This window comes from Arthrobacter mangrovi, assembly GCF_026011795.1.
Lineage (GTDB): Bacteria > Actinomycetota > Actinomycetes > Actinomycetales > Micrococcaceae > Crystallibacter > Crystallibacter mangrovi.
This window is the reverse complement of the sequence record NZ_BRVS01000026.1, coordinates 164,072-180,904: the sequence shown is the minus strand read 5'-3', so window position 1 is coordinate 180,904 and position 16,833 is coordinate 164,072. Positions and strand designations below refer to the sequence as shown.

15 protein-coding genes and 1 pseudogene are annotated in these 16,833 nt (G+C 68.9%); 12 read left to right on the top strand and 4 right to left on the bottom strand.

The genetic code is table 11. From position 1 onward, the window contains the following. The first annotated feature begins 69 nt into the window (after window positions 1–69). The 6 genes from AHIS1636_RS17665 to AHIS1636_RS17640 all read left to right on the top strand — a co-directional run bounded on the left by AHIS1636_RS17665 (window position 70) and on the right by AHIS1636_RS17640 (window position 6,582). On the top strand, window positions 70–981 hold the full coding sequence (locus AHIS1636_RS17665) for a LysR family transcriptional regulator (protein ID WP_264797155.1): 912 nt from the start codon (window positions 70–72) through the stop codon (window positions 979–981). Further along, the gene (locus AHIS1636_RS17660; protein ID WP_264797154.1) at window positions 978–1,934 is read left to right on the top strand and encodes an AraC family transcriptional regulator; all 957 of its coding nucleotides are present in this window, start codon (window positions 978–980) and stop codon (window positions 1,932–1,934) included. The genes AHIS1636_RS17665 and AHIS1636_RS17660 overlap by 4 nt, the downstream gene beginning before the upstream one ends. 63 nt (window positions 1,935–1,997) lie before the next feature. After that, the gene (locus AHIS1636_RS17655; protein WP_264797153.1) at window positions 1,998–2,621 is read left to right on the top strand and encodes a dihydrofolate reductase family protein; all 624 of its coding nucleotides are present in this window, start codon (window positions 1,998–2,000) and stop codon (window positions 2,619–2,621) included. Between the two features lie 147 nt (window positions 2,622–2,768). Further along, window positions 2,769–4,571, top strand: coding sequence for an FAD-dependent oxidoreductase (locus tag AHIS1636_RS17650; RefSeq protein WP_264797152.1), 1,803 nt, complete (start codon window positions 2,769–2,771; stop codon window positions 4,569–4,571). Continuing rightward, a complete protein-coding gene (locus AHIS1636_RS17645; RefSeq protein ID WP_264797151.1) occupies window positions 4,568–5,644 on the top strand; it encodes a maleylacetate reductase in 1,077 nt (358 codons plus the stop codon). The genes AHIS1636_RS17650 and AHIS1636_RS17645 overlap by 4 nt, the downstream gene beginning before the upstream one ends. A gap of 11 nt (window positions 5,645–5,655) precedes the next feature. Continuing rightward, window positions 5,656–6,582 carry a hydroxyquinol 1,2-dioxygenase gene (locus AHIS1636_RS17640; RefSeq protein ID WP_264797150.1) on the top strand — a complete coding sequence of 309 codons (927 nt, stop codon included), beginning with the start codon at window positions 5,656–5,658 and terminating at the stop codon, window positions 6,580–6,582. A gap of 301 nt (window positions 6,583–6,883) precedes the next feature. Here the strand turns inward: AHIS1636_RS17640 and AHIS1636_RS17635 are convergent, their stop codons facing one another. Together AHIS1636_RS17635 and AHIS1636_RS17630 are read right to left on the bottom strand one after the other, a co-directional pair. Next, window positions 6,884–7,231 (bottom strand): hypothetical protein, encoded by a 348-nt coding sequence (locus AHIS1636_RS17635; protein WP_264797149.1) that lies wholly within the window; start codon window positions 7,229–7,231, stop codon window positions 6,884–6,886. A 25-nt stretch (window positions 7,232–7,256) separates the two neighbouring features. Continuing rightward, the gene (locus AHIS1636_RS17630) at window positions 7,257–8,204 is read right to left on the bottom strand and encodes a D-2-hydroxyacid dehydrogenase family protein (RefSeq protein WP_264797148.1); all 948 of its coding nucleotides are present in this window, start codon (window positions 8,202–8,204) and stop codon (window positions 7,257–7,259) included. Window positions 8,205–8,329: 125 nt separating this feature from the next. Between AHIS1636_RS17630 and AHIS1636_RS17625 the strand changes: the two genes are divergently transcribed. Both AHIS1636_RS17625 and AHIS1636_RS17620 read left to right on the top strand, forming a co-directional pair. Beyond that, window positions 8,330–8,929, top strand: coding sequence for a protoglobin domain-containing protein (locus tag AHIS1636_RS17625; protein ID WP_264797147.1), 600 nt, complete (start codon window positions 8,330–8,332; stop codon window positions 8,927–8,929). Further along, window positions 8,893–9,549, top strand: a complete 657-nt coding sequence (locus AHIS1636_RS17620) for an SAM-dependent methyltransferase (protein WP_264797146.1) — start codon at window positions 8,893–8,895, stop codon at window positions 9,547–9,549. Before AHIS1636_RS17625 ends, AHIS1636_RS17620 begins: the two co-directional genes overlap by 37 nt. Window positions 9,550–9,636: 87 nt before the next feature. On the opposite strand, the gene AHIS1636_RS17615 is transcribed toward AHIS1636_RS17620, so the two are convergent. Continuing rightward, a complete protein-coding gene (locus tag AHIS1636_RS17615) occupies window positions 9,637–11,109 on the bottom strand; it encodes a CitMHS family transporter (RefSeq protein WP_264797145.1) in 1,473 nt (490 codons plus the stop codon). Between the two features lie 169 nt (window positions 11,110–11,278). Here AHIS1636_RS17615 and AHIS1636_RS17610 point away from each other — a divergent pair. Both AHIS1636_RS17610 and AHIS1636_RS17605 read left to right on the top strand, forming a co-directional pair. Continuing rightward, window positions 11,279–13,141, top strand: a pseudogene (locus tag AHIS1636_RS17610) (sensor histidine kinase). Next, a complete protein-coding gene (locus AHIS1636_RS17605; RefSeq protein WP_264797144.1) occupies window positions 13,138–13,800 on the top strand; it encodes a response regulator in 663 nt (220 codons plus the stop codon). Before AHIS1636_RS17610 ends, AHIS1636_RS17605 begins: the two are co-directional and overlap by 4 nt. 10 nt (window positions 13,801–13,810) lie before the next feature. Here the strand turns inward: AHIS1636_RS17605 and AHIS1636_RS17600 are convergent, their stop codons facing one another. Beyond that, window positions 13,811–14,431, bottom strand: coding sequence for a trimeric intracellular cation channel family protein (locus tag AHIS1636_RS17600; protein ID WP_264797179.1), 621 nt, complete (start codon window positions 14,429–14,431; stop codon window positions 13,811–13,813). Between the two features lie 112 nt (window positions 14,432–14,543). Here AHIS1636_RS17600 and AHIS1636_RS17595 point away from each other — a divergent pair, with 112 nt between their 5' ends. Together AHIS1636_RS17595 and AHIS1636_RS17590 are read left to right on the top strand one after the other, a co-directional pair. Further along, window positions 14,544–15,548, top strand: a complete 1,005-nt coding sequence (locus tag AHIS1636_RS17595) for an aldo/keto reductase family protein (protein WP_264797143.1) — start codon at window positions 14,544–14,546, stop codon at window positions 15,546–15,548. Between the two features lie 73 nt (window positions 15,549–15,621). Continuing rightward, on the top strand, window positions 15,622–16,755 hold the full coding sequence (locus AHIS1636_RS17590) for an L-talarate/galactarate dehydratase (RefSeq protein WP_264797142.1): 1,134 nt from the start codon (window positions 15,622–15,624) through the stop codon (window positions 16,753–16,755). The last annotated feature ends 78 nt before the right edge of the window (window positions 16,756–16,833 follow it).

Here is a 16,833-nt window from a genome sequence, read left to right as displayed (position 1 = left end):
CTCAGGTTTCCGAAGTGCAGGCTAGAGGACAAATATCAATTTCAGGACATCCCCATACAATGTGCGACTATGAACCTCCGCCAGCTCGAATATTTCCTGGCCGTCGTGTCAGAAGGATCCTTCTCGCGCGCCGCCTCGGCCTTGCATATGACGCAGCCGCCGCTGAGCCAGTCCGTCATCCAGCTCGAGAAGCAGCTCGGCGTGCGCCTGCTCGACCGGCACCCCCAGGGCGTCTCCGCGACCCCGGCCGGGGAACTCCTCGCAGGGCAGGGACGCCAGCTGCTGCGATGGAGCGAGCGGATCGAGGAGCAGGTGAAGATGCTCGGACGGGGCCTCGCGGGAAGGCTGCAGATCGCCTCGGTGCCGACGTTCGCGTGGACGCACCTTCCCCCGCTGCTGAAGGCCTATGCCGCACAGGCGCCCGCCGTCGACGTCGAACTATCCGACCCGGAGCCGGCCGAGGTGCTGCGCCAGGTGGCAGGCGGGCAGGCCGACGTGGGGTTCGTGGCCACAGCCGATCCGGACTCGCTCGCAGACTCCCACCCGGACCTCGGGCTGGCCGCGGTCAAGCCCATGCCGCTGGTGCTGGTCCTGCCGCCGCAGCTTTCCGCGCTGCCCGATCCCGTCGACTTGGCGGATCTTGCGGAGGAAACCTGGATCCTGCCCTCCAAGATCTCCGGCTTCCCGGGCCTGCTCGAGCTGGCCGAACAACTGTGGCGCAGCGCCGGCACCCGACCGGCGTCCATCCGCAACGTCTCCACACTGCAAACGGCGGTTCCGCTGATCGCCGCCGGCATGGGCATCAGCCTGATGCCCCGCTCGATCGCGGACGTCGCGGGCAGCCGGGTCGAGGTCCGCGACTGCCTGCAGCAGGTGGACCCGCTGCACGCCGCCATGGTGTGGTCCCGGCAGCTCCCGCCGTCCCCGGTCCTGGAGCTTTTCCTGGAGGTTGCGCGGCGCACGTACACTGTTGAACTATGATGCAGGCCACAGGCGGAGCGCGCCCGCACGGACTCACCCGGTTCTCCACCGTCGGGCTGCCCGGAGACCGCCGGATCGCCCTTTGGGAGGAGCACAACGCCCGGGCCCTGGTCGGCCTGCAGGCCAGGACGCTGAACGGCACGTCGCTCGAAGCAACCGAACTCAACCTCACCTTGCCCCGGCTGCAGCTGGCCCGCGTCGCCGGCACCCCGCACGTGGTGGAGCGGTCGGCACGCGAGATCGCCGCCTACCCGGCCGAGGCCGTGGTGGCCTACTTCGCGCTCGAGGGCGAGGGCTTTTTCTACCATCGCGACGGCTGCGAAATCCTCAAGCCCGGCCAGGCGATCCTCTATGACGCGGACCAACCGTTCATGCGCGGCTTCTCGCACGGCCTGAATGAGCTCGCCCTGAAGATCCCGAGGCGCACGCTGAGCGAACTGACCGGCCGGTCCGGACTCACCCGGCCGCAGGTCTTCGGGTTCCGCGGCGCGGAGGCCGGCACCGTGCATGCGCAGGCCCTCGCGGCGTCGCTGGCCGGCGCCCTCGCAGGCCAGGCGACGGACTGGGACCGCCTGGAAACGAAGGCGCTGGGCTTATTGGCCCACATCATGAACGACGGCGGGGCTCCCGTCGGGCATCTGGAGGCAGCGCGGGCCTTCATCACCTCACATCTCGCCGACGCGGGGCTGTCGGCGGGACGGATCGCCGCCGCCGTGGGCATTTCCGAACGGCAGCTCTCCCGCATCTTCGCCGAGGCGGGCACCAGCGTTCCGCGCAGCATCCTGGACGCCCGCCTGGATGCCGCCCGCGAACGGCTCCGCTCCCCCGCCTCCGCCAGGCAACCGCTGGCGGAGGTCGCCGCCGAGCTCGGCTTCGCTTCGCAATCGCACTTCTCCCGCAGCTACAAGGAGAAATTCGGATCGACCCCGTTGCAGGACCGCCGCCCGCGCTGACCCCATTTTCGGCACAACCTGTAGCACCATGCCTCGCTTCGGCGCGGGAGGAAGGCAGCATCAATGAAGCTGACGTTGACCGAGTTCGTGTCGCTGGACGGCGTCTGCCAGGGGCCCGGGTCGCCGGACGAGGACACTACCGGCGGTTTCACCCGGGGTGGCTGGTTCGTTCCCCACATGGACGGGGTGTTCATGCAGCAGGCTGCGGACTGGCTGGCCCATGCTGACGGCCTCCTGCTGGGTCGGCGCACGTATGAGGAGTTCGCCGAATCCTGGCCCAACATGCCGGATCCTAACGAGCCCTTCACCCGGACGATGAACGGCCTGCCCAAGTACGTCGCGTCCAACAGCCTGGCCGGCCCAACCTGGCACCCCGCGACCGTCCTGTCCGGCGACGTGCCGGCCAAAGTCGCGGAACTCAAAGGCCGGACCGGGCGGGAACTGCAGATCCACGGCAGCGCCCGGCTGGGTCAGTCAATGCTGGCCGCGGGGCTGGTGGACGAGCTGCGGCTGGTCATCGCACCCGTCATCGTCGGCAGCGGGCGCCGGCTGTTTCCCGACGGCACCGCCCCGACCGGGCTCAGGCTGGTCCGCAACGAATCGACGCCCGGAGGCCTGGCGATCCATGTCTACGAGACCACGGGCCCTCCGGAGTACGGAACCTACGAAGGCCCGGGCGAGGGCTGACCTGCAGAGGCCGGTTTTTGCCTGGATCCGCCATGGCTTTGCCGCTTTCCGCCGTGATGCGGACCGCACGCCAAAGCGTCAGTGTGAACTGGAACACTCATTGGCAGATGCCCGGAAAGCCCGGCCTTTCGAAGTGGAGTAGTTGCCATGGTGATTTTCAATGACGGGGTCTCCGAGACCGAGACCCCGGACTCCGCCGTCGTCGAGACGGACGTCCTCATTGTCGGCTCCGGCCCCGCGGGTTCCTCTGCCGCGCTGTTCCTGTCCTCGCTCGGGGTACCGAACATCATGATCACCAAGTACCGGTGGACAGCGAACACGCCGCGGGCGCACATCACCAACCAGCGGACCATGGAGATCTTCCGCGACCTCGGCATCGAGGAGCAGGTGCTCGCCGATGCAACGCCGCACCACATGATCGGCGACACTGTCTTCTGCACCTCGATCGCCGGCGAGGAGATCGGGCGCATCCTGACCTGGGGCAACCACCCGGCCCGGCACGCGGACTACGAGCTGGCCTCACCCTCGTTGAACTGCGACATCCCGCAGACCTACCTGGAGCCGATCCTGGTCAGGAACGCCACGATGCGCGGCACGCAGACCCAGTTCTCCACCGAGTACCTCTCGCATACCCAGGATGCGGACGGCGTGAACGTCCGCGTGCTCAACCGCCTCACTGGCACCGAGTACACGATCCGTACCAAGTACCTGATCGGCGCGGACGGCGCGCGGTCCAAGGTCGCCGCGGACATTGCGCTGCCGTACGAGGGGCAGATGGACATCGCCGGATCCATGAACATCACGTTCAAGGCGGACATTGCCGCGCTCGTCGGCCACCGCCCGTCGGTCCTCTACTGGGTGGTCCAGCCCGGCTCGAACATCGGCGGCATCGGCGCTGGGCTGGTCCGCATGGTCCGGCCGTGGAACGAGTGGCTGATCGTCTGGGGCTTCGACATCAACGAAGGCACTCCCGAGGTCAGCGAGGAGGACGCCCGCCAGGTGGTCCGCAACCTGATCGGCGTGCCGGACCTCGACGTCGAGATCACCGGCATTTCGCTCTGGGGCAACAACGAGCAGTACGCCACCCACCTGCAGAAGGGCCGCGTCTTTTGTGCCGGCGACGCCGTTCACAAGCATCCGCCGAGCAACGGCCTCGGCTCCAACACGTCCATCCAGGACTCCTACAACCTCGCCTGGAAGCTCGCCGCCGTCCTCAATGGACAGGCCGGCGTGGAGCTGCTGGAGACCTACTCCGCCGAAAGGGCGCCGGTAGCCAGGCAGATCGTCACCCGCGCCAACCAGTCGGGCCGCGAGTTCGTGAAGCTGTTCGAGGCCCTGGGCATCGATAAGGCGGAGTCTCCCGAGGAGATGCATGCGCTGATCGAGTCCCGTAAGGACAACACGCCGGAGGGCGCTGCCAAGCGCGCCGCGGTCCAGGAGGCCATGGAGATCAAGAACTACGAGTTCAATGCCCACGGGGTGGAACTGGGACAGCACTACGCTTCCACCGCCGTCGTCGGCGACGGCACCGCCAGGCCGGAACCGGAACGCGATCCCGAACTCTACTACCAGCCCTCCACCTACCCGGGCGTGCGCCTGCCGCACGCGTGGGTCGGGGACAACGCCACAAAGTACTCCACCCATGACCTGGCCCCCTACGGCCGGTTCACGCTCTTCACCGGTATCACCGGCGCGGAATGGACGACGGCGGCGCAGAAGGTCAGCGACCAGCTCGGCGTCACGGTGGAGACCGTGGTCATCGGCCCCGGCCAGGGGGTCACCGACCTGTATTTCGACTGGGCTAAACTGCGCGAAGTAGCGGAAGACGGAGCCGTCCTGGTGCGTCCGGACAAGCACATCGGCTGGCGCTCGGACCGGCTGCCGGAGGATCCGGAGACCGCTTTGAAGACCGCCCTGACCTCCATCCTGAACCGGGAGAACCAAGCATGAGCCTGACCTTTGAACACGTAACGCTGGGGCAGCGGGTGCTTTTCGGCACCGGGAAAGCCGCGGACAACCTGGCTGCCGAGGTGCGGCGGTTCGGTGCGCAGCGGGTGATGGTGATCGCCTCGGAGTCCGAGGCTGCCATCGCCGGCCAGGTCACGGCCGGCATCGAAGCGGCGTTGAATTACGACGACGTGGCGCCGCACGTGCCGATCGAGAAGGCCGAAAAGGCCCGGACCGCCGCCGCGGAACACGGAATCGACCTGCTGGTGTGCGTGGGCGGCGGCTCGACCACCGGGCTGGCCAAGGCCATCGCCCTCACCACGGGCCTGCCCATCGTCGCGGTGCCGACCACGTACGCCGGGTCCGAGGCCACGAATGTCTGGGGCCTGACCGAAGCGGCGCGCAAGACCACCGGCGTCGACGACAAGGTCCTGCCGGCCACCGTCATCTACGACGCCAGCTTGACCCTGTCCCTGCCCGTCGAACTGTCCGTCGCGTCCGGCCTGAACGGGATGGCGCACTGCATCGACTCCATGTGGGGGCCGCGCGTGGACCCGATCAACCAGGCCCTCGCCGCCGAGGGCATCCGCGCCCTCAACCAGGGCCTGCCGGGCATCGTGCAGGACCCCCAAGGGTTGCAGGGCCGGGAACAGGCGCTCTACGGGGCCTACCTCTCCGCCGTTGCGTTCGCCTCCGCCGGCTCCGGCATGCACCACAAGATCTGCCATGTCCTCGGCGGAACCTGGAACATGCCCCACGCCCAGACCCACGCCACAGTCCTGCCCTACGTGCTCGCGTTCAACGCCCCGGCCGCCCCGGACGCAGCCGAGCGGATCGCCGCCGCGTTCGGCACCACCGACGCGGTCGACGGACTGAACCGGCTCCGCGAACAGCTGGACGCGCCCAAGGCGCTGAAGGACTACGGCTTCGCCGAGGAGAACATCGCCGAAGCCGTGGACCTGATCCTGCCGGTCATCCCGGCCTCCAACCCGCGCCCGGGCACCAAGGAGAACCTCGCAGCCCTCCTGCGCGCGGCGACCGCCGGCGACGACCCGAAGACCCTCACCGACCTCTAAGGCAGGCAGCCATGACCACCACCGATACCGGCACCGCCGGCCACAGCATCAGTCCCGAACAGCAGCAGGTCGAGCAGGACCTGGTCGACACCGTCGTCGCGTCCTTCGACAACACCGCGGACCCCCGGCTCAAGCAGGTCATGCAGTCCCTGACCCGGCACCTGCACGCCTTCATCCGCGAGGTCCGGCTCACCGAGGACGAATGGAACAGGGCCATCGAATTCCTCACCGCCGCCGGCCACATCACCGACGACAAGCGCCAGGAATTCATCCTGCTCTCCGACGTCCTCGGCGCCTCCATGCAGACCATCGCCGTGAACAACCCGACCTATACCGGCAGCGCCGCCGCCACCGAGGCCACCGTCTTCGGCCCGTTCTTCACCGAGGACGCCCCGGAAATCCCGCACGGCGGGGACATCGCCGGCGGCGCCCACGGCCAGCCCTGCTGGGTCGAGGGCACTGTCACCGACACGGACGGCAACCCCGTCCCGAACGCTCGGATCGAGGTGTGGGAAGCTGACGACGAGGGCTTCTACGATGTGCAGTACACGGACGGCCGCGTCGCCGGCCGCGCCCACCTCTACACCAACGAGCGCGGCGAGTACTCCTTCTGGGGGCTGACCCCGACCCCGTATCCGATACCCCATGATGGGCCCGTCGGGAAAATGCTCGAAGCCACGGGCCGCTCGCCCGTCCGCGCCAGCCACCTGCATTTCATGGTCACCGCCGAAAACCTGCGCACCCTCGTCACCCACATCTTCGTCGACGGGGACCCGCAGATCGGCATCGGAGACAGCGTCTTCGGCGTCAAGGACTCGCTCATCAAGACCTTCGAACAGCAGAAGCCGGGCACGCCCACCCCGAACGGCCGCGACCTCGGCAGCCAAGCCTGGGCCCGCACCCGCTTCGACATCGTCCTGGCGCCGGAAGACGCCTAGCCGCTTCGATGCCTCGCCGGGCGCTTGGTCCCGCGACCGCGGAACCGGGCGCCCGGCGTCGTACCCATGCCGGCCCGCCCGATGCCTCCTCGGGTCTCACTTTCCGATGCTGCCTGCCGGTGGACGTCTGGCGATGGCTCCTATCGACGCCCTGGTTTATTCGGCTTGAAAGTGCGGACACCGCCAATGCCCAGCTCCATCATTGCGTGGCCCTCCGGAGCTGTCAGCGCCATTTCCCACACGTGCATTGCAAAGAGGCCCACCGGTGCCGCTCCCAAGCCGGCGAGCTCGGATCTGATATTCACGACGGCGCCCCTTCCAGCCACAGCACGCTACCGTCGAAGCGGCGGCGGCCATATGGGAGCAGGCCCGTCTGCATGTCTTCGATGAGGCTGAAGCGGACAGCGTACTCCACCCATTCCTCAACTGTCTGCGGCGCCCATTTTGTCCAGGACGGATGGTCGGTCGTATCCGGCAACTCCACCCGGTAGCCGAACTGCTCCGGACGCTCATTCCAGCGGAACACGACCTCGAGATACCCGTCTACGACACGGAGTGAAATGAGGTTAAGCGTGTCTCCGCCAACGGGGCGGACCATTATGTCCCGAGCGGCTGCGAGTATCGCCTCCTGGTCGATCGCCTTGGTCATCCAGGTCTCCGCATTCCGCCCGACGTCAGGCCAGGACGTTGATCGGGTGGCCGGCTTGGAAGGCCTGGATGTCTTCGAGCATCTGGGTGTAGCCGAGCCGAAGGGCCCGCTGCGTGACAAACCCGATGTGCGGACTGAGGATCAGGTTCGGTGCGTCCCGCAGGGGCGATCCGGCGGGGAGCGGTTCGGTGTCGTAAACGTCCAGGGCCGCCGCAGCGATCCGGCCTTCGCCCAGCGCCGCGACGAGTTCGGCTTCGTCCACGATCGGGCCGCGGGAGGTGTTCACTAGCCGCCCTTCGGCGCCCAGCAGGTCCAGCTCCCGCCGGCCGACGAGGCCCCGGGTGCTGTCCGAGAGGCGGAGATGGATGCTGGCGATGTCGCTGCGCCGGAACAGCTCCCCTTTGCTGACCTGCTCCGCGCCGCCGGCTGCGGCGCGCTCGGGGGTCAGGTGCGGGCTCCATGCGATGACTTCCATGCCGAAGACCCGGGCGTATTCCGCCATCCTGGTTCCGAGCTTGCCGAGCCCGACCAGCCCGAGGGTGGCCCCTTCGAGGTCGATGCCGAGGCGCTGCTGCCAGAGGCCGGCGCGGACGTCGCGGTCGTTCGCGGGAATGTCGCGGGCCACGGCCATCACCAAGGCCCAGGCGAGTTCGGCGGTGGCGGCGGTGCCGCGGCGGGTGCCGCACACGGTCACGCCGTTGCGAGCGGCGGCGTCCAGGTCGATGGAGGCATTCGCCATCCCCATCGTCGTGACCAGGCGCAGGTTCGGCAGCCGGTCCAGCAGCTCGGCGGAAATCGGCGTGCGTTCACGCATAACGACGACGGCGTCGAAATCCCGCAGTCGCTCCGCCAGTTCATCGGGTCCGGCCAGGTGGCCGGTGAACCGCACTACCTCGGAACCTTCGCCAAGTTCCGACCACGGCGCGCTCCGCAGGGCCACATCCTGGTAGTCGTCCAGCACCGCAATCCTCATCCGGCCCGCCTCCTGTAGATCCGCCGTTCCCGCCCAACCTACCTCCCGAAGCCGCCGGATTCACCGTTGCCGGTTGCCGCGGCCCGGAGTATTAATGGCCTCACTCAACGAGCCGGAGGTCAGCCATGTCCATCCAAACCCCCAAAAATTCCGAAATCCCGGGCTACACCTACGGCGCCGCAGGCCACTCGCCCGTCACCCTTGCGGAGCTTGAAGAGCTCAAGGCCAGCGTGATGTTCGGCGAGAAGGATGCGGCCCTGCTGCGGCGGGCCGGAGAACTGCTGGACGGCCAGGTCGAGAAGATCCTCGATACCTGGTACGGCTTCGTTGCCGGCCAGCCCCACCTCGTCGCGCATTTTTCGCGTCCCGGCGGCGAACCCATCGCCGAGTACCTCGAGGCCGTTCGCTCCCGGTTCGGCCAGTGGATCCGGGATACCTGCACCCGCCCGTACGATCAGGAGTGGCTGGATTACCAGAACGAGATCGCGTTGCGGCACACCCCGGAGCACAAGAACGAGACGGACCAGGTAGGTTCGACCCGGGTGGTGCCGCTACGGCATCTAATCGCCCTGGTGGTGCCGATAACGACGACGATCCGTCCATTCCTCGCCAAGCGGGAGGAATCGGCGGAGAAGGTGGAGGCGATGATGGAAGCCTGGCTGAAGGCCGTGGTCCTGCAGGTGGCGCTGTGGTCCAGACCGTACGCGAACGAGGGCCGGTGGTGAGCGGCGTCTCGGACTTCTGGGACGGCTTCTACGCCGAGCGGGACAAGGTCTGGAGCGGCCGGCCCAATGGCGCACTCGTCCGCGAGGTATCCGGCCTGACCCCCGGGACCGCGGTGGATCTGGGCTGCGGCGAGGGCGCCGACGCGATCTGGCTGGCGGCCAGGGGCTGGCAGGTGACCGGGGTCGACGTTTCGGAGGTGGCCCTGGCACGGGCCGCCCGCCATGCCGAGGCGGAGGGGGTTGCCGGGCGGATCGAGTGGCAGCGGCTGGATCTGGCGGAGTGGGCCCCGGACCGTCAATTCGACCTGGTGTCGGCGCAGTTCCTGCACTCCCCGACCGAATTGCCCCGCAACCGGATCCTCGAGCACGCGGCCGCCGCGGTCGCGCCCGGCGGCACGCTGCTCATCGTCGGCCACGAGTCCTTTCCGCCCTGGTCCCGGCATCCGGAGCCGGAAGAGCCGCTGCCGACAGCCGCGGAAGTGGCGGCCGGCCTGCGCCTGGACCAGGCCGGCTGGGACCTGGACACGGTGGGCTCCTTGGAACGGGAGGTCACCGGCCCGGACGGACAGACCGCGAGGCTGGCGGACAGCGTCCTGCGGGCACGCCGGCTCGGACCCTAGCCGCCCCGGGCCCCGCCCCGCCCTTAACGGCACGGCACCCGGGCAAGTCGCGCGACTTGCCCGGGTGCCGTCTTACGCTGCCTGGCTTCAGCCCCAGGGAATGGCGCCCAGCAGGATGCCCACCGCGAGCATTACCACGGAGACGACCGCGGCGCGCCAGAGGACCTTCTTGTGGTGGTCGCCGAGCTCCACGCTGGCCAGCGAGACCAGCAGCAGGATCGCGGGCACCAGCGGGCTCTGCATGTGCACCGGCTGGCCGGTGATCGACGCGCGGGCCATCTCCGCCGGGGCGATGCCGAAGTGCGCGGCGGTTTCGCTCAGGACCGGCAGCACGCCGAAGTAGAACGCGTCGTTGCTCATGAAGAACGTCATCGGGATGCTGAGCAGGCCGGTGATGACGGCCATGAACGGGCCCATCGATTCGGGAATGATGTTCACCAGCCAGGTGGCCATGGCGTCCACCATGCCGGTGCCGTCCAGCACGCCGGTCAGCACGCCTGCGGCCATCACCATGGAGACGACGGCGACGATGCTCTGGCCGTGCGCGACCAGTTGGGCGGCCTGGTCCTTGACCTTCGGGAAGTTGACCACGAGGGCCAGCGCGGCGCCGATCATGAAGACGTAGGCCAGCGGGATGATGTCGAGCACCAGCACGACCATGACGGCCACGGTCAGCACCAGGTTGAACCAGAACAGCTTCGGGCGCAGGGTCGGGCGGTTGGGGTCGAGGGCAGAGCCGACCAGCGACGACGAGTCCGCGGCCTGCTCCTCCACGGGAGCCTCCAGGAGGGCCACGGAGCCGCCGGCGGCCGGGGTGCCGGAGGGCTGGACACGAGTGGAACCGCTGCCGGAACCGGTCCGGCCGCTGCCGCCGTTGTCCTTGCTGCCCGAGCCTGCGCCGCTGTTCTCCCAGAGGTTGGGCTTGCCCTTGGCGTCCGGGACGCCGCCCGCGAGGCGCTTGCGTTCATGCAGGCCCAGGGTCCACGCAAAGATCATGACGATGACCATGCCGGCCAGCAGGGACGGGATCATCGGGACGAAGACGTCGGTCGGCGACACGTCCAGGGCAGCGGCGGCACGTGCGGTCGGTCCGCCCCAGGGAACGATGTTCATGGTGCCGTTGGCCAGGCCGGCGACACAGGTCAGGACCACCGGGCTCATGCCCAGCCGCAGGTAGATCGGCAGCATCGCGGCCGTGGTCAGGATGAAGGTGGTGGATCCGTCCCCGTCGAGGGAAACGACGGCGGCCAGCACCGCGGTGCCGAGCACCACCTTTGCCGGGTCGTTGCCCAGCGTGCGCAGGATGAAGCGCACCAGCGGATCGAAGAGGCCGACGTCGATCATCAGGCCGAAGAAGATGATGGCGAACATCAGCAGCGCCGCCGTCGACGTCAGCGACTTCATCGACTCGAGGACCATGTCCCCCAGGCCGAGGCCGGCGCCGGCGAAGAGGCCGAACACGGTGGGCACGATGATGAGGGCCAGCACCGGTGTCAGTTTCTTCGTCATGATCAGGGCCATGAAGACCGCGATCATCGCGAATCCCAGGAAGACCAGCACAGTAACTCCTTTGTCTAACGGACCGGGGTGTGACCGGCCATACAGACCATAGAGTGGCCCCGGTCACGGATGGCGGTTTAGCTCCCTTGAGGTGCATACTTCTTATTGCGCACGTTTTGCTCATTTAGCTCACCGAGATCTACCAGCCAGTCAGCCGCCGGGAGGGAACATGGCCACCGAGCACCGCCGCCGCGGCTGGCGGATCGGATTCTCCACGCGGATGCTGCTGCTCCAGCTCGCGGTCGTGGCGCTGGTCGTGCTGCTCTCGGCCCTCATGCTGGGCTGGCTCACCTACCAGCGGCTGGGCACCGAAGCAGAGGGCCAGGCGCTGGCGGTGGCACGGTCGGTGGCCGCCTCCGGCGACGTCAGGCAGGCCACCGCGGCCCTGAAGGATGCCCCGCCCGCGGAGCTTTCCGCCGCGGCCCTCACGCGGGGCCCGCTGCAGCCCCTGGCCGAGGATGTCCGGAGCCGCACCGGGGCGCTGTTCGTAGTGGTCACGGACGATGCCGGCCTGCGGCTGGCGCACCCCAATCCTGCCCTGCTCGGCCAGCGCGTGAGCACCGACCCCACCGAGGCACTGGCTGGCCGCGAGGTGACCGCGCAGGAACAGGGCACCCTCGGCCATTCGGCGCGCGCCAAGGTGCCCGTCTTCGCGCCGGACTCTACGAACGTGGTCGGCGAAGTCAGCGTCGGCTTCTCGAGCGGAGCGGTGCTGGAAAGCCTGGCCGGCGACGTGCTGCCCATCGCCGCCACGGCGGCGGGTGCCCTCGCCCTCGGCACGGTGGCCTCGCTGCTGCTGGGCCGACGCCTCAAACGCCTCACCCTCGGCCTCGAGCCGGAGGAGATTTCGGCGCTCGTGCAGGACCAGGAGGCTGTGCTGCGCGGCGTGGACGAGGGCGTCATCGGCGTCTCGCAGGACCGGCGGATCACGGTCTTCAACCGCTAAGCCAAGCGGCTGCTCGGCATACCCATCGACGCCGAGTTCGTCGGCCGGCCGCTGGACGCGGCAGGCCTGCCGGATTTCCTCGCCGCCCTGCTGCCCGCTGCGGACCCGCAGTCCCCGGCGGTCGAGCAGCTGGTCGGCTCCCGCGTGCTGATCGCTTCCGCGCGCCAGGTCCAGCCCAGCCGCACCCCGGGAAGGCGCGGCTACCGCCCGGGAGGCACCGCCGTCGCCGGCACCGGCGCGCCGGAACTGGGCTGGGTGATCATGCTGCGCGACCGCACCACGGTGCAGTCGCTGACCCGGCAGCTGGATGCCGTCGGCGCGCTTTCCACCGCGCTGCGCGCCCAGCGCCACGAGTTCGCCAACCGGCTGCACACCGTCTCCGGCCTGCTCGGAATCGGGCGGTATGCCGAGGCCCGGGACTACGTCGCGGAGATCATGCGGACCGGGCCCCTGAGCTATCCGGCGGAGCAGGCCGAGCTGCTGAAGGATCCGTACCTGCAGGCCTTCGTCGGAGCCAAGAGCGTGGAGGCTGCCGAGCGCGGCGTCGCCCTGCGGGTGGGCCCGGAGACGCTCATCCGCGGACGCATCACGGACCCGCAGGACGTCACCACGGTCCTGGGAAACCTGATCGATAACGCCGTGCGCGCCGCGGTCCATGGCAGCAACCCGGACCGTTGGGCCGAAGTCGAGGTGATGGACGAACTGGCGGCGGGCGGCGGGACGCTCCACGTGGTGGTCGCGGACTCCGGGGACGGCCTTGGGGCGACGGCGGCCGGACCGGCCGGAAGCACGGACGCCAGGGCCGCCAACGACGACGGCGTTGCTGCCACGGAGCGTATCTTCGCCGAAGGGTATTCCACGGCGAAGGGCACGCCGGAGACTCTGGCCGACGGCGGCGACCCCGTGGCGGCCCTGCCCGATGCGCACGGACAGGGCTTTGGCCTGCCGCTGGTCCGGCGGCTGGCGCGGCGGCGCGGCGGTGACGTCTGGGTCGCCGATGCCGGCCGGGACGGCGGGCCTGGCGCCGTTTTCTGCGCCCGGCTGCCCGGAACAGTGGAACCGCAAGGAACAGGAGAGGCCCCATGACGGACCTTCGGGTGCTCATTGTCGACGACGACTTCCACGTGGGCCGGCTGCATGCCGGCTATGTGGACGCCGTCCCCGGCTTTACCGCGCTGCCGCCGGTCGGCTCGGCGGAGCAGGCCCTGCGGGCGGTGCACGGCCAGGAACCGGACTTGCTGCTGCTGGACGTCTACCTGCCGGACGCGCTCGGGCTGGACTTGCTGCGCACGGTGGACGTGGACGCGATCATGCTCACCGCTGCTGCGGATGCTGCCTCCGTCCGCAAGGCGCTGCGGCGCGGTGCCCTGGGCTACCTCATCAAGCCGTTTACCGCGGAGCAGCTCTCCCGCCGGCTCCGCGCCTACGCCCGGTTCCGGCGCATGCTCGCGGACCAACCGTCGGTCGACCAGGACACAGTGGACCGCGCCCTGCATACGCTGTTTCCCGCCGAGCCCGCCGCTCCGGCCGCGAGGACCCGCTCCGCGACGGAAGCGGCTGTGCTCGACGCGCTGCCGCCGGGCAGCCAATACTCCGCGGCCGAAGTGGCGCAGCAGGTCGGCATCTCCCGGGCCACCGCGCAGCGCTACCTCTCGGCGCTGGCGGACGACGGCGCCGTCGAAATCCACCTGCGCTACGGCAGCACGGGACGTCCCGAACACCGCTACGGTCGGTCCGGCCGCTGAGCCGTTCGGCCTAGTCCTCGTACCGCTGCCACGGCGCCGAGGCATGCGGGATGTGCCAGCCGAAGCGCAGCGAAAGCACCCGCAGGCCGAAGACGACCGTGGCGATGGCGACCGCGGCCACCGGGCTGTACAGGTCCGCCTGCCAGACGACGGCCGTGATTCCCGCCCCGAGCATTGCCGGGACGGCATAGATATCCCGCGGGTCGAACAGCTGCGGCTCCCGGTTGGCGACGACGTCGCGGAGCATGCCGCCGCCAACGGCCGTGGTCACGCCCAGCAGCGCCGACGCGATCGGGTTCAGCCCCACCTCAAGCGCCTTGACCGTGCCGACGATGCAGAACAGGGCCAGGCCGCCGGCGTCGAACACGAGCAGGGGTTTGCGCATCCGCTCCACGCTGCGCTTGAGGAAAAAGACCATGACTGCCGCCACTGCCGGGGCCGCCAGGTACACCGGGCTGTCGAACGCGCTCGGCACTTCGCCCAGGATCAGGTCGCGGATCACGCCGCCGCCGAGCCCGGCCAGTGCGCCCAGGAACAGCGAACCGATGATGTCGAAGCCGCGCCGGGCGGCCAGCAGGCAGCCGGACACGGCGAAGAAGAAGGTGCCGAGAAGATCCAGCACGAGTCCCAGCGGCACGGCCCGTCCCTCCTCGTCAGCCCGGCAAGTCCGGCATCAGGTGCCCTTTTGCCTGCATCATATCCCCGGCGGGACGGGCCGCCGGCGGGCCGGTAGCATCGGGACCATGGAATTCAGGTATCTGGGCAACAGCGGGCTGAAGATTTCGGAAATCACCTTCGGGAACTGGCTGACGCACGGCTCCCAGGTGGAGAACGACGTCGCCACCGCGTGCGTGCACGCCGCCCTGGACGCGGGCATCACCACCTTCGACACCGCGGATGTGTATGCCAATACGGCGGCCGAGCAGGTCCTCGGCGACGCGCTGAAGGACGAGCGGCGGGAATCGCTGGAAATCTTCACCAAGGTCTACTTCCCTACCGGCCCGAAGGGGCACAACGACACCGGCCTCTCGCGCAAGCACATCATGGAGTCGATCGACGGGTCCCTCCGGCGGCTGCAGACCGACTACGTGGACCTCTACCAGGCGCACCGCTACGATGCCGAGACGCCGCTCGAGGAAACCATGCAGGCCTTCGCCGACGTGGTCCGGGCGGGCAAGGCGCTGTATATCGGCGTGAGCGAGTGGACGGCCGACCAGCTCCGCGCGGGCCACGGCCTGGCGCGCGATCTGGGCATCCAGCTGGTTTCCAACCAGCCGCAGTACTCCATGCTCTGGCGCGTGATCGAAGACGAGGTGGTTCCGGCATCGGAAGACCTCGGGATCTCCCAGATTGTCTGGTCCCCCGTGGCGCAGGGCGTGCTCACCGGCAAGTACAAGCCGGGGGCGGCAGTGCCGCAGGGCAGCCGGGCGGCCGACGAAAAGGGCGGCGCGGACATGATCAGCAGGTGGCTGGACGACGACGTCCTCAACGGCGTGCACCGGCTGCAGCCCATCGCAGAGGACGCCGGCCTGACCATGGCGCAGCTCGCCGTGGCCTGGGTGCTGCAGAATCCCAACGTCGCCTCCGCCATCATCGGAGCGTCCCGGCCGGAACAGATCGCCTCCAATGTCCAGGCGGCCGGGGTGAGGCTCGGCGAGGGCACCATGTCCCGGATCGAGCAAGCCATCGGATCCCTCGCCGAGCGCGACCCGCGGAAGACCCGGAGCCCGGAAACCCGCCTGGCCTGACAGGAAGCACTTGTCATATAAGTTGGTCTACTTGTATTATCAGTGGACCAACTTCTCCTGCCCAAGGACTGCCATGACCTACCTGACCGATGCCATCCGCCACGTCAAGCTCTCCACGGCGAGGCTGCCGCTGGCCACCCCGATCTCCGATGCCAAGGTCTTCACCGGCCGGCAGAAGCCGATGACCGAGGTCGTCTTCCTCTTCGCCGAGATCAAGACCGAGCAGGGCCATGAGGGCCTGGGCTTCTCCTACTCCAAGCGCGCCGGCGGCCCGGCCCAGTTCGCGCACGCTAAAGAGGTCGCGGAGACCATGCTCGGCGAGGACCCCAACGACATCGCCAAGCTGTATAACAAGCTGCTCTGGGCCGGCGCCTCCGTTGGCCGCTCCGGCGTCGCCACCCAGGCCCTCGCCGCGCTGGATATCGCGCTCTACGACCTGAAGGCCAAGCGCGCCGGCCTCCCGCTGGCCAAGTTCCTCGGCTCCTACCGCGACTCCGTCCGCACCTACAACACCTCCGGCGGCTTCCTCAACGCCACCATCGACGAGGTGAAGGACCGCGCCAGCCAGTCCATCGAGGAGGGCATCGGCGGCATCAAGATCAAGGTCGGCCTCCCGGACAATGCCGAGGACCTGCGCCGGGTCGCCGCCGTGCGCGAGCACATCGGCCCCGACGTGCCGCTCATGGTGGACGCCAACCAGCAGTGGGACCGCGCCACCGCCCTGCGGATGGGCCGCAAGCTGGAGCAGTTCGACCTGGTCTGGATCGAAGAGCCGCTGGACGCCTACGACGCCGAGGGCCATGCCGCCCTCGCCGCCGCACTGGACACCCCCATCGCCACCGGCGAGATGCTTGCCTCCGTCGCCGAGCACGAGCGCCTCATCGCGGCCAGGGCCTGCGACATCATCCAGCCCGATGCCCCGCGCGTCGGCGGCATCACGCAGTTCCTGCGGCTGGCCACGCTCGCGGACCAGGCCGGGCTGGACCTGGCCCCGCATTTCGCCATGGAGATCCACCTGCACCTGGCCGCCACCTACCCGCGCGAACCGTGGGTCGAGCACTTCGACTGGCTGGACCCCCTGTTCAACGAGCGGCTCGAGACCAAGGAAGGCCGCATGATCGTTCCGGACCGCCCCGGCCTCGGCTTCACCTTCAGCGACCAGGCCCGCGCCTGGACCACGGACACCGTGGAGTTCGGCCGCGCCTGACCCCCGGCGCACCCCGTGCGCTCCATTCACACAACGACGGCGGTGCCCGCACCGCCGTCGTTGTCCTACCTTTTGCGA

Bases quoted from the DNA above. Each gene is read 5' to 3' on its own strand.
- AHIS1636_RS17665 (WP_264797155.1), top strand. From the start codon at position 70: ATGAACCTCCGCCAGCTCGAATATTTCCTGGCCGTCGTGTCAGAAGGA.
- AHIS1636_RS17660 (WP_264797154.1), top strand. From the start codon at position 978: ATGATGCAGGCCACAGGCGGAGCGCGCCCGCACGGACTCACCCGGTTC.
- AHIS1636_RS17655 (WP_264797153.1), top strand. From the start codon at position 1,998: ATGAAGCTGACGTTGACCGAGTTCGTGTCGCTGGACGGCGTCTGCCAG.
- AHIS1636_RS17650 (WP_264797152.1), top strand. From the start codon at position 2,769: ATGGTGATTTTCAATGACGGGGTCTCCGAGACCGAGACCCCGGACTCC.
- AHIS1636_RS17645 (WP_264797151.1), top strand. From the start codon at position 4,568: ATGAGCCTGACCTTTGAACACGTAACGCTGGGGCAGCGGGTGCTTTTC.
- AHIS1636_RS17640 (WP_264797150.1), top strand. From the start codon at position 5,656: ATGACCACCACCGATACCGGCACCGCCGGCCACAGCATCAGTCCCGAA.
- AHIS1636_RS17635 (WP_264797149.1), bottom strand. From the start codon at position 7,231: ATGACCAAGGCGATCGACCAGGAGGCGATACTCGCAGCCGCTCGGGAC.
- AHIS1636_RS17630 (WP_264797148.1), bottom strand. From the start codon at position 8,204: ATGAGGATTGCGGTGCTGGACGACTACCAGGATGTGGCCCTGCGGAGC.
- AHIS1636_RS17625 (WP_264797147.1), top strand. From the start codon at position 8,330: ATGTCCATCCAAACCCCCAAAAATTCCGAAATCCCGGGCTACACCTAC.
- AHIS1636_RS17605 (WP_264797144.1), top strand. From the start codon at position 13,138: ATGACGGACCTTCGGGTGCTCATTGTCGACGACGACTTCCACGTGGGC.
- AHIS1636_RS17595 (WP_264797143.1), top strand. From the start codon at position 14,544: ATGGAATTCAGGTATCTGGGCAACAGCGGGCTGAAGATTTCGGAAATC.
- AHIS1636_RS17590 (WP_264797142.1), top strand. From the start codon at position 15,622: ATGACCTACCTGACCGATGCCATCCGCCACGTCAAGCTCTCCACGGCG.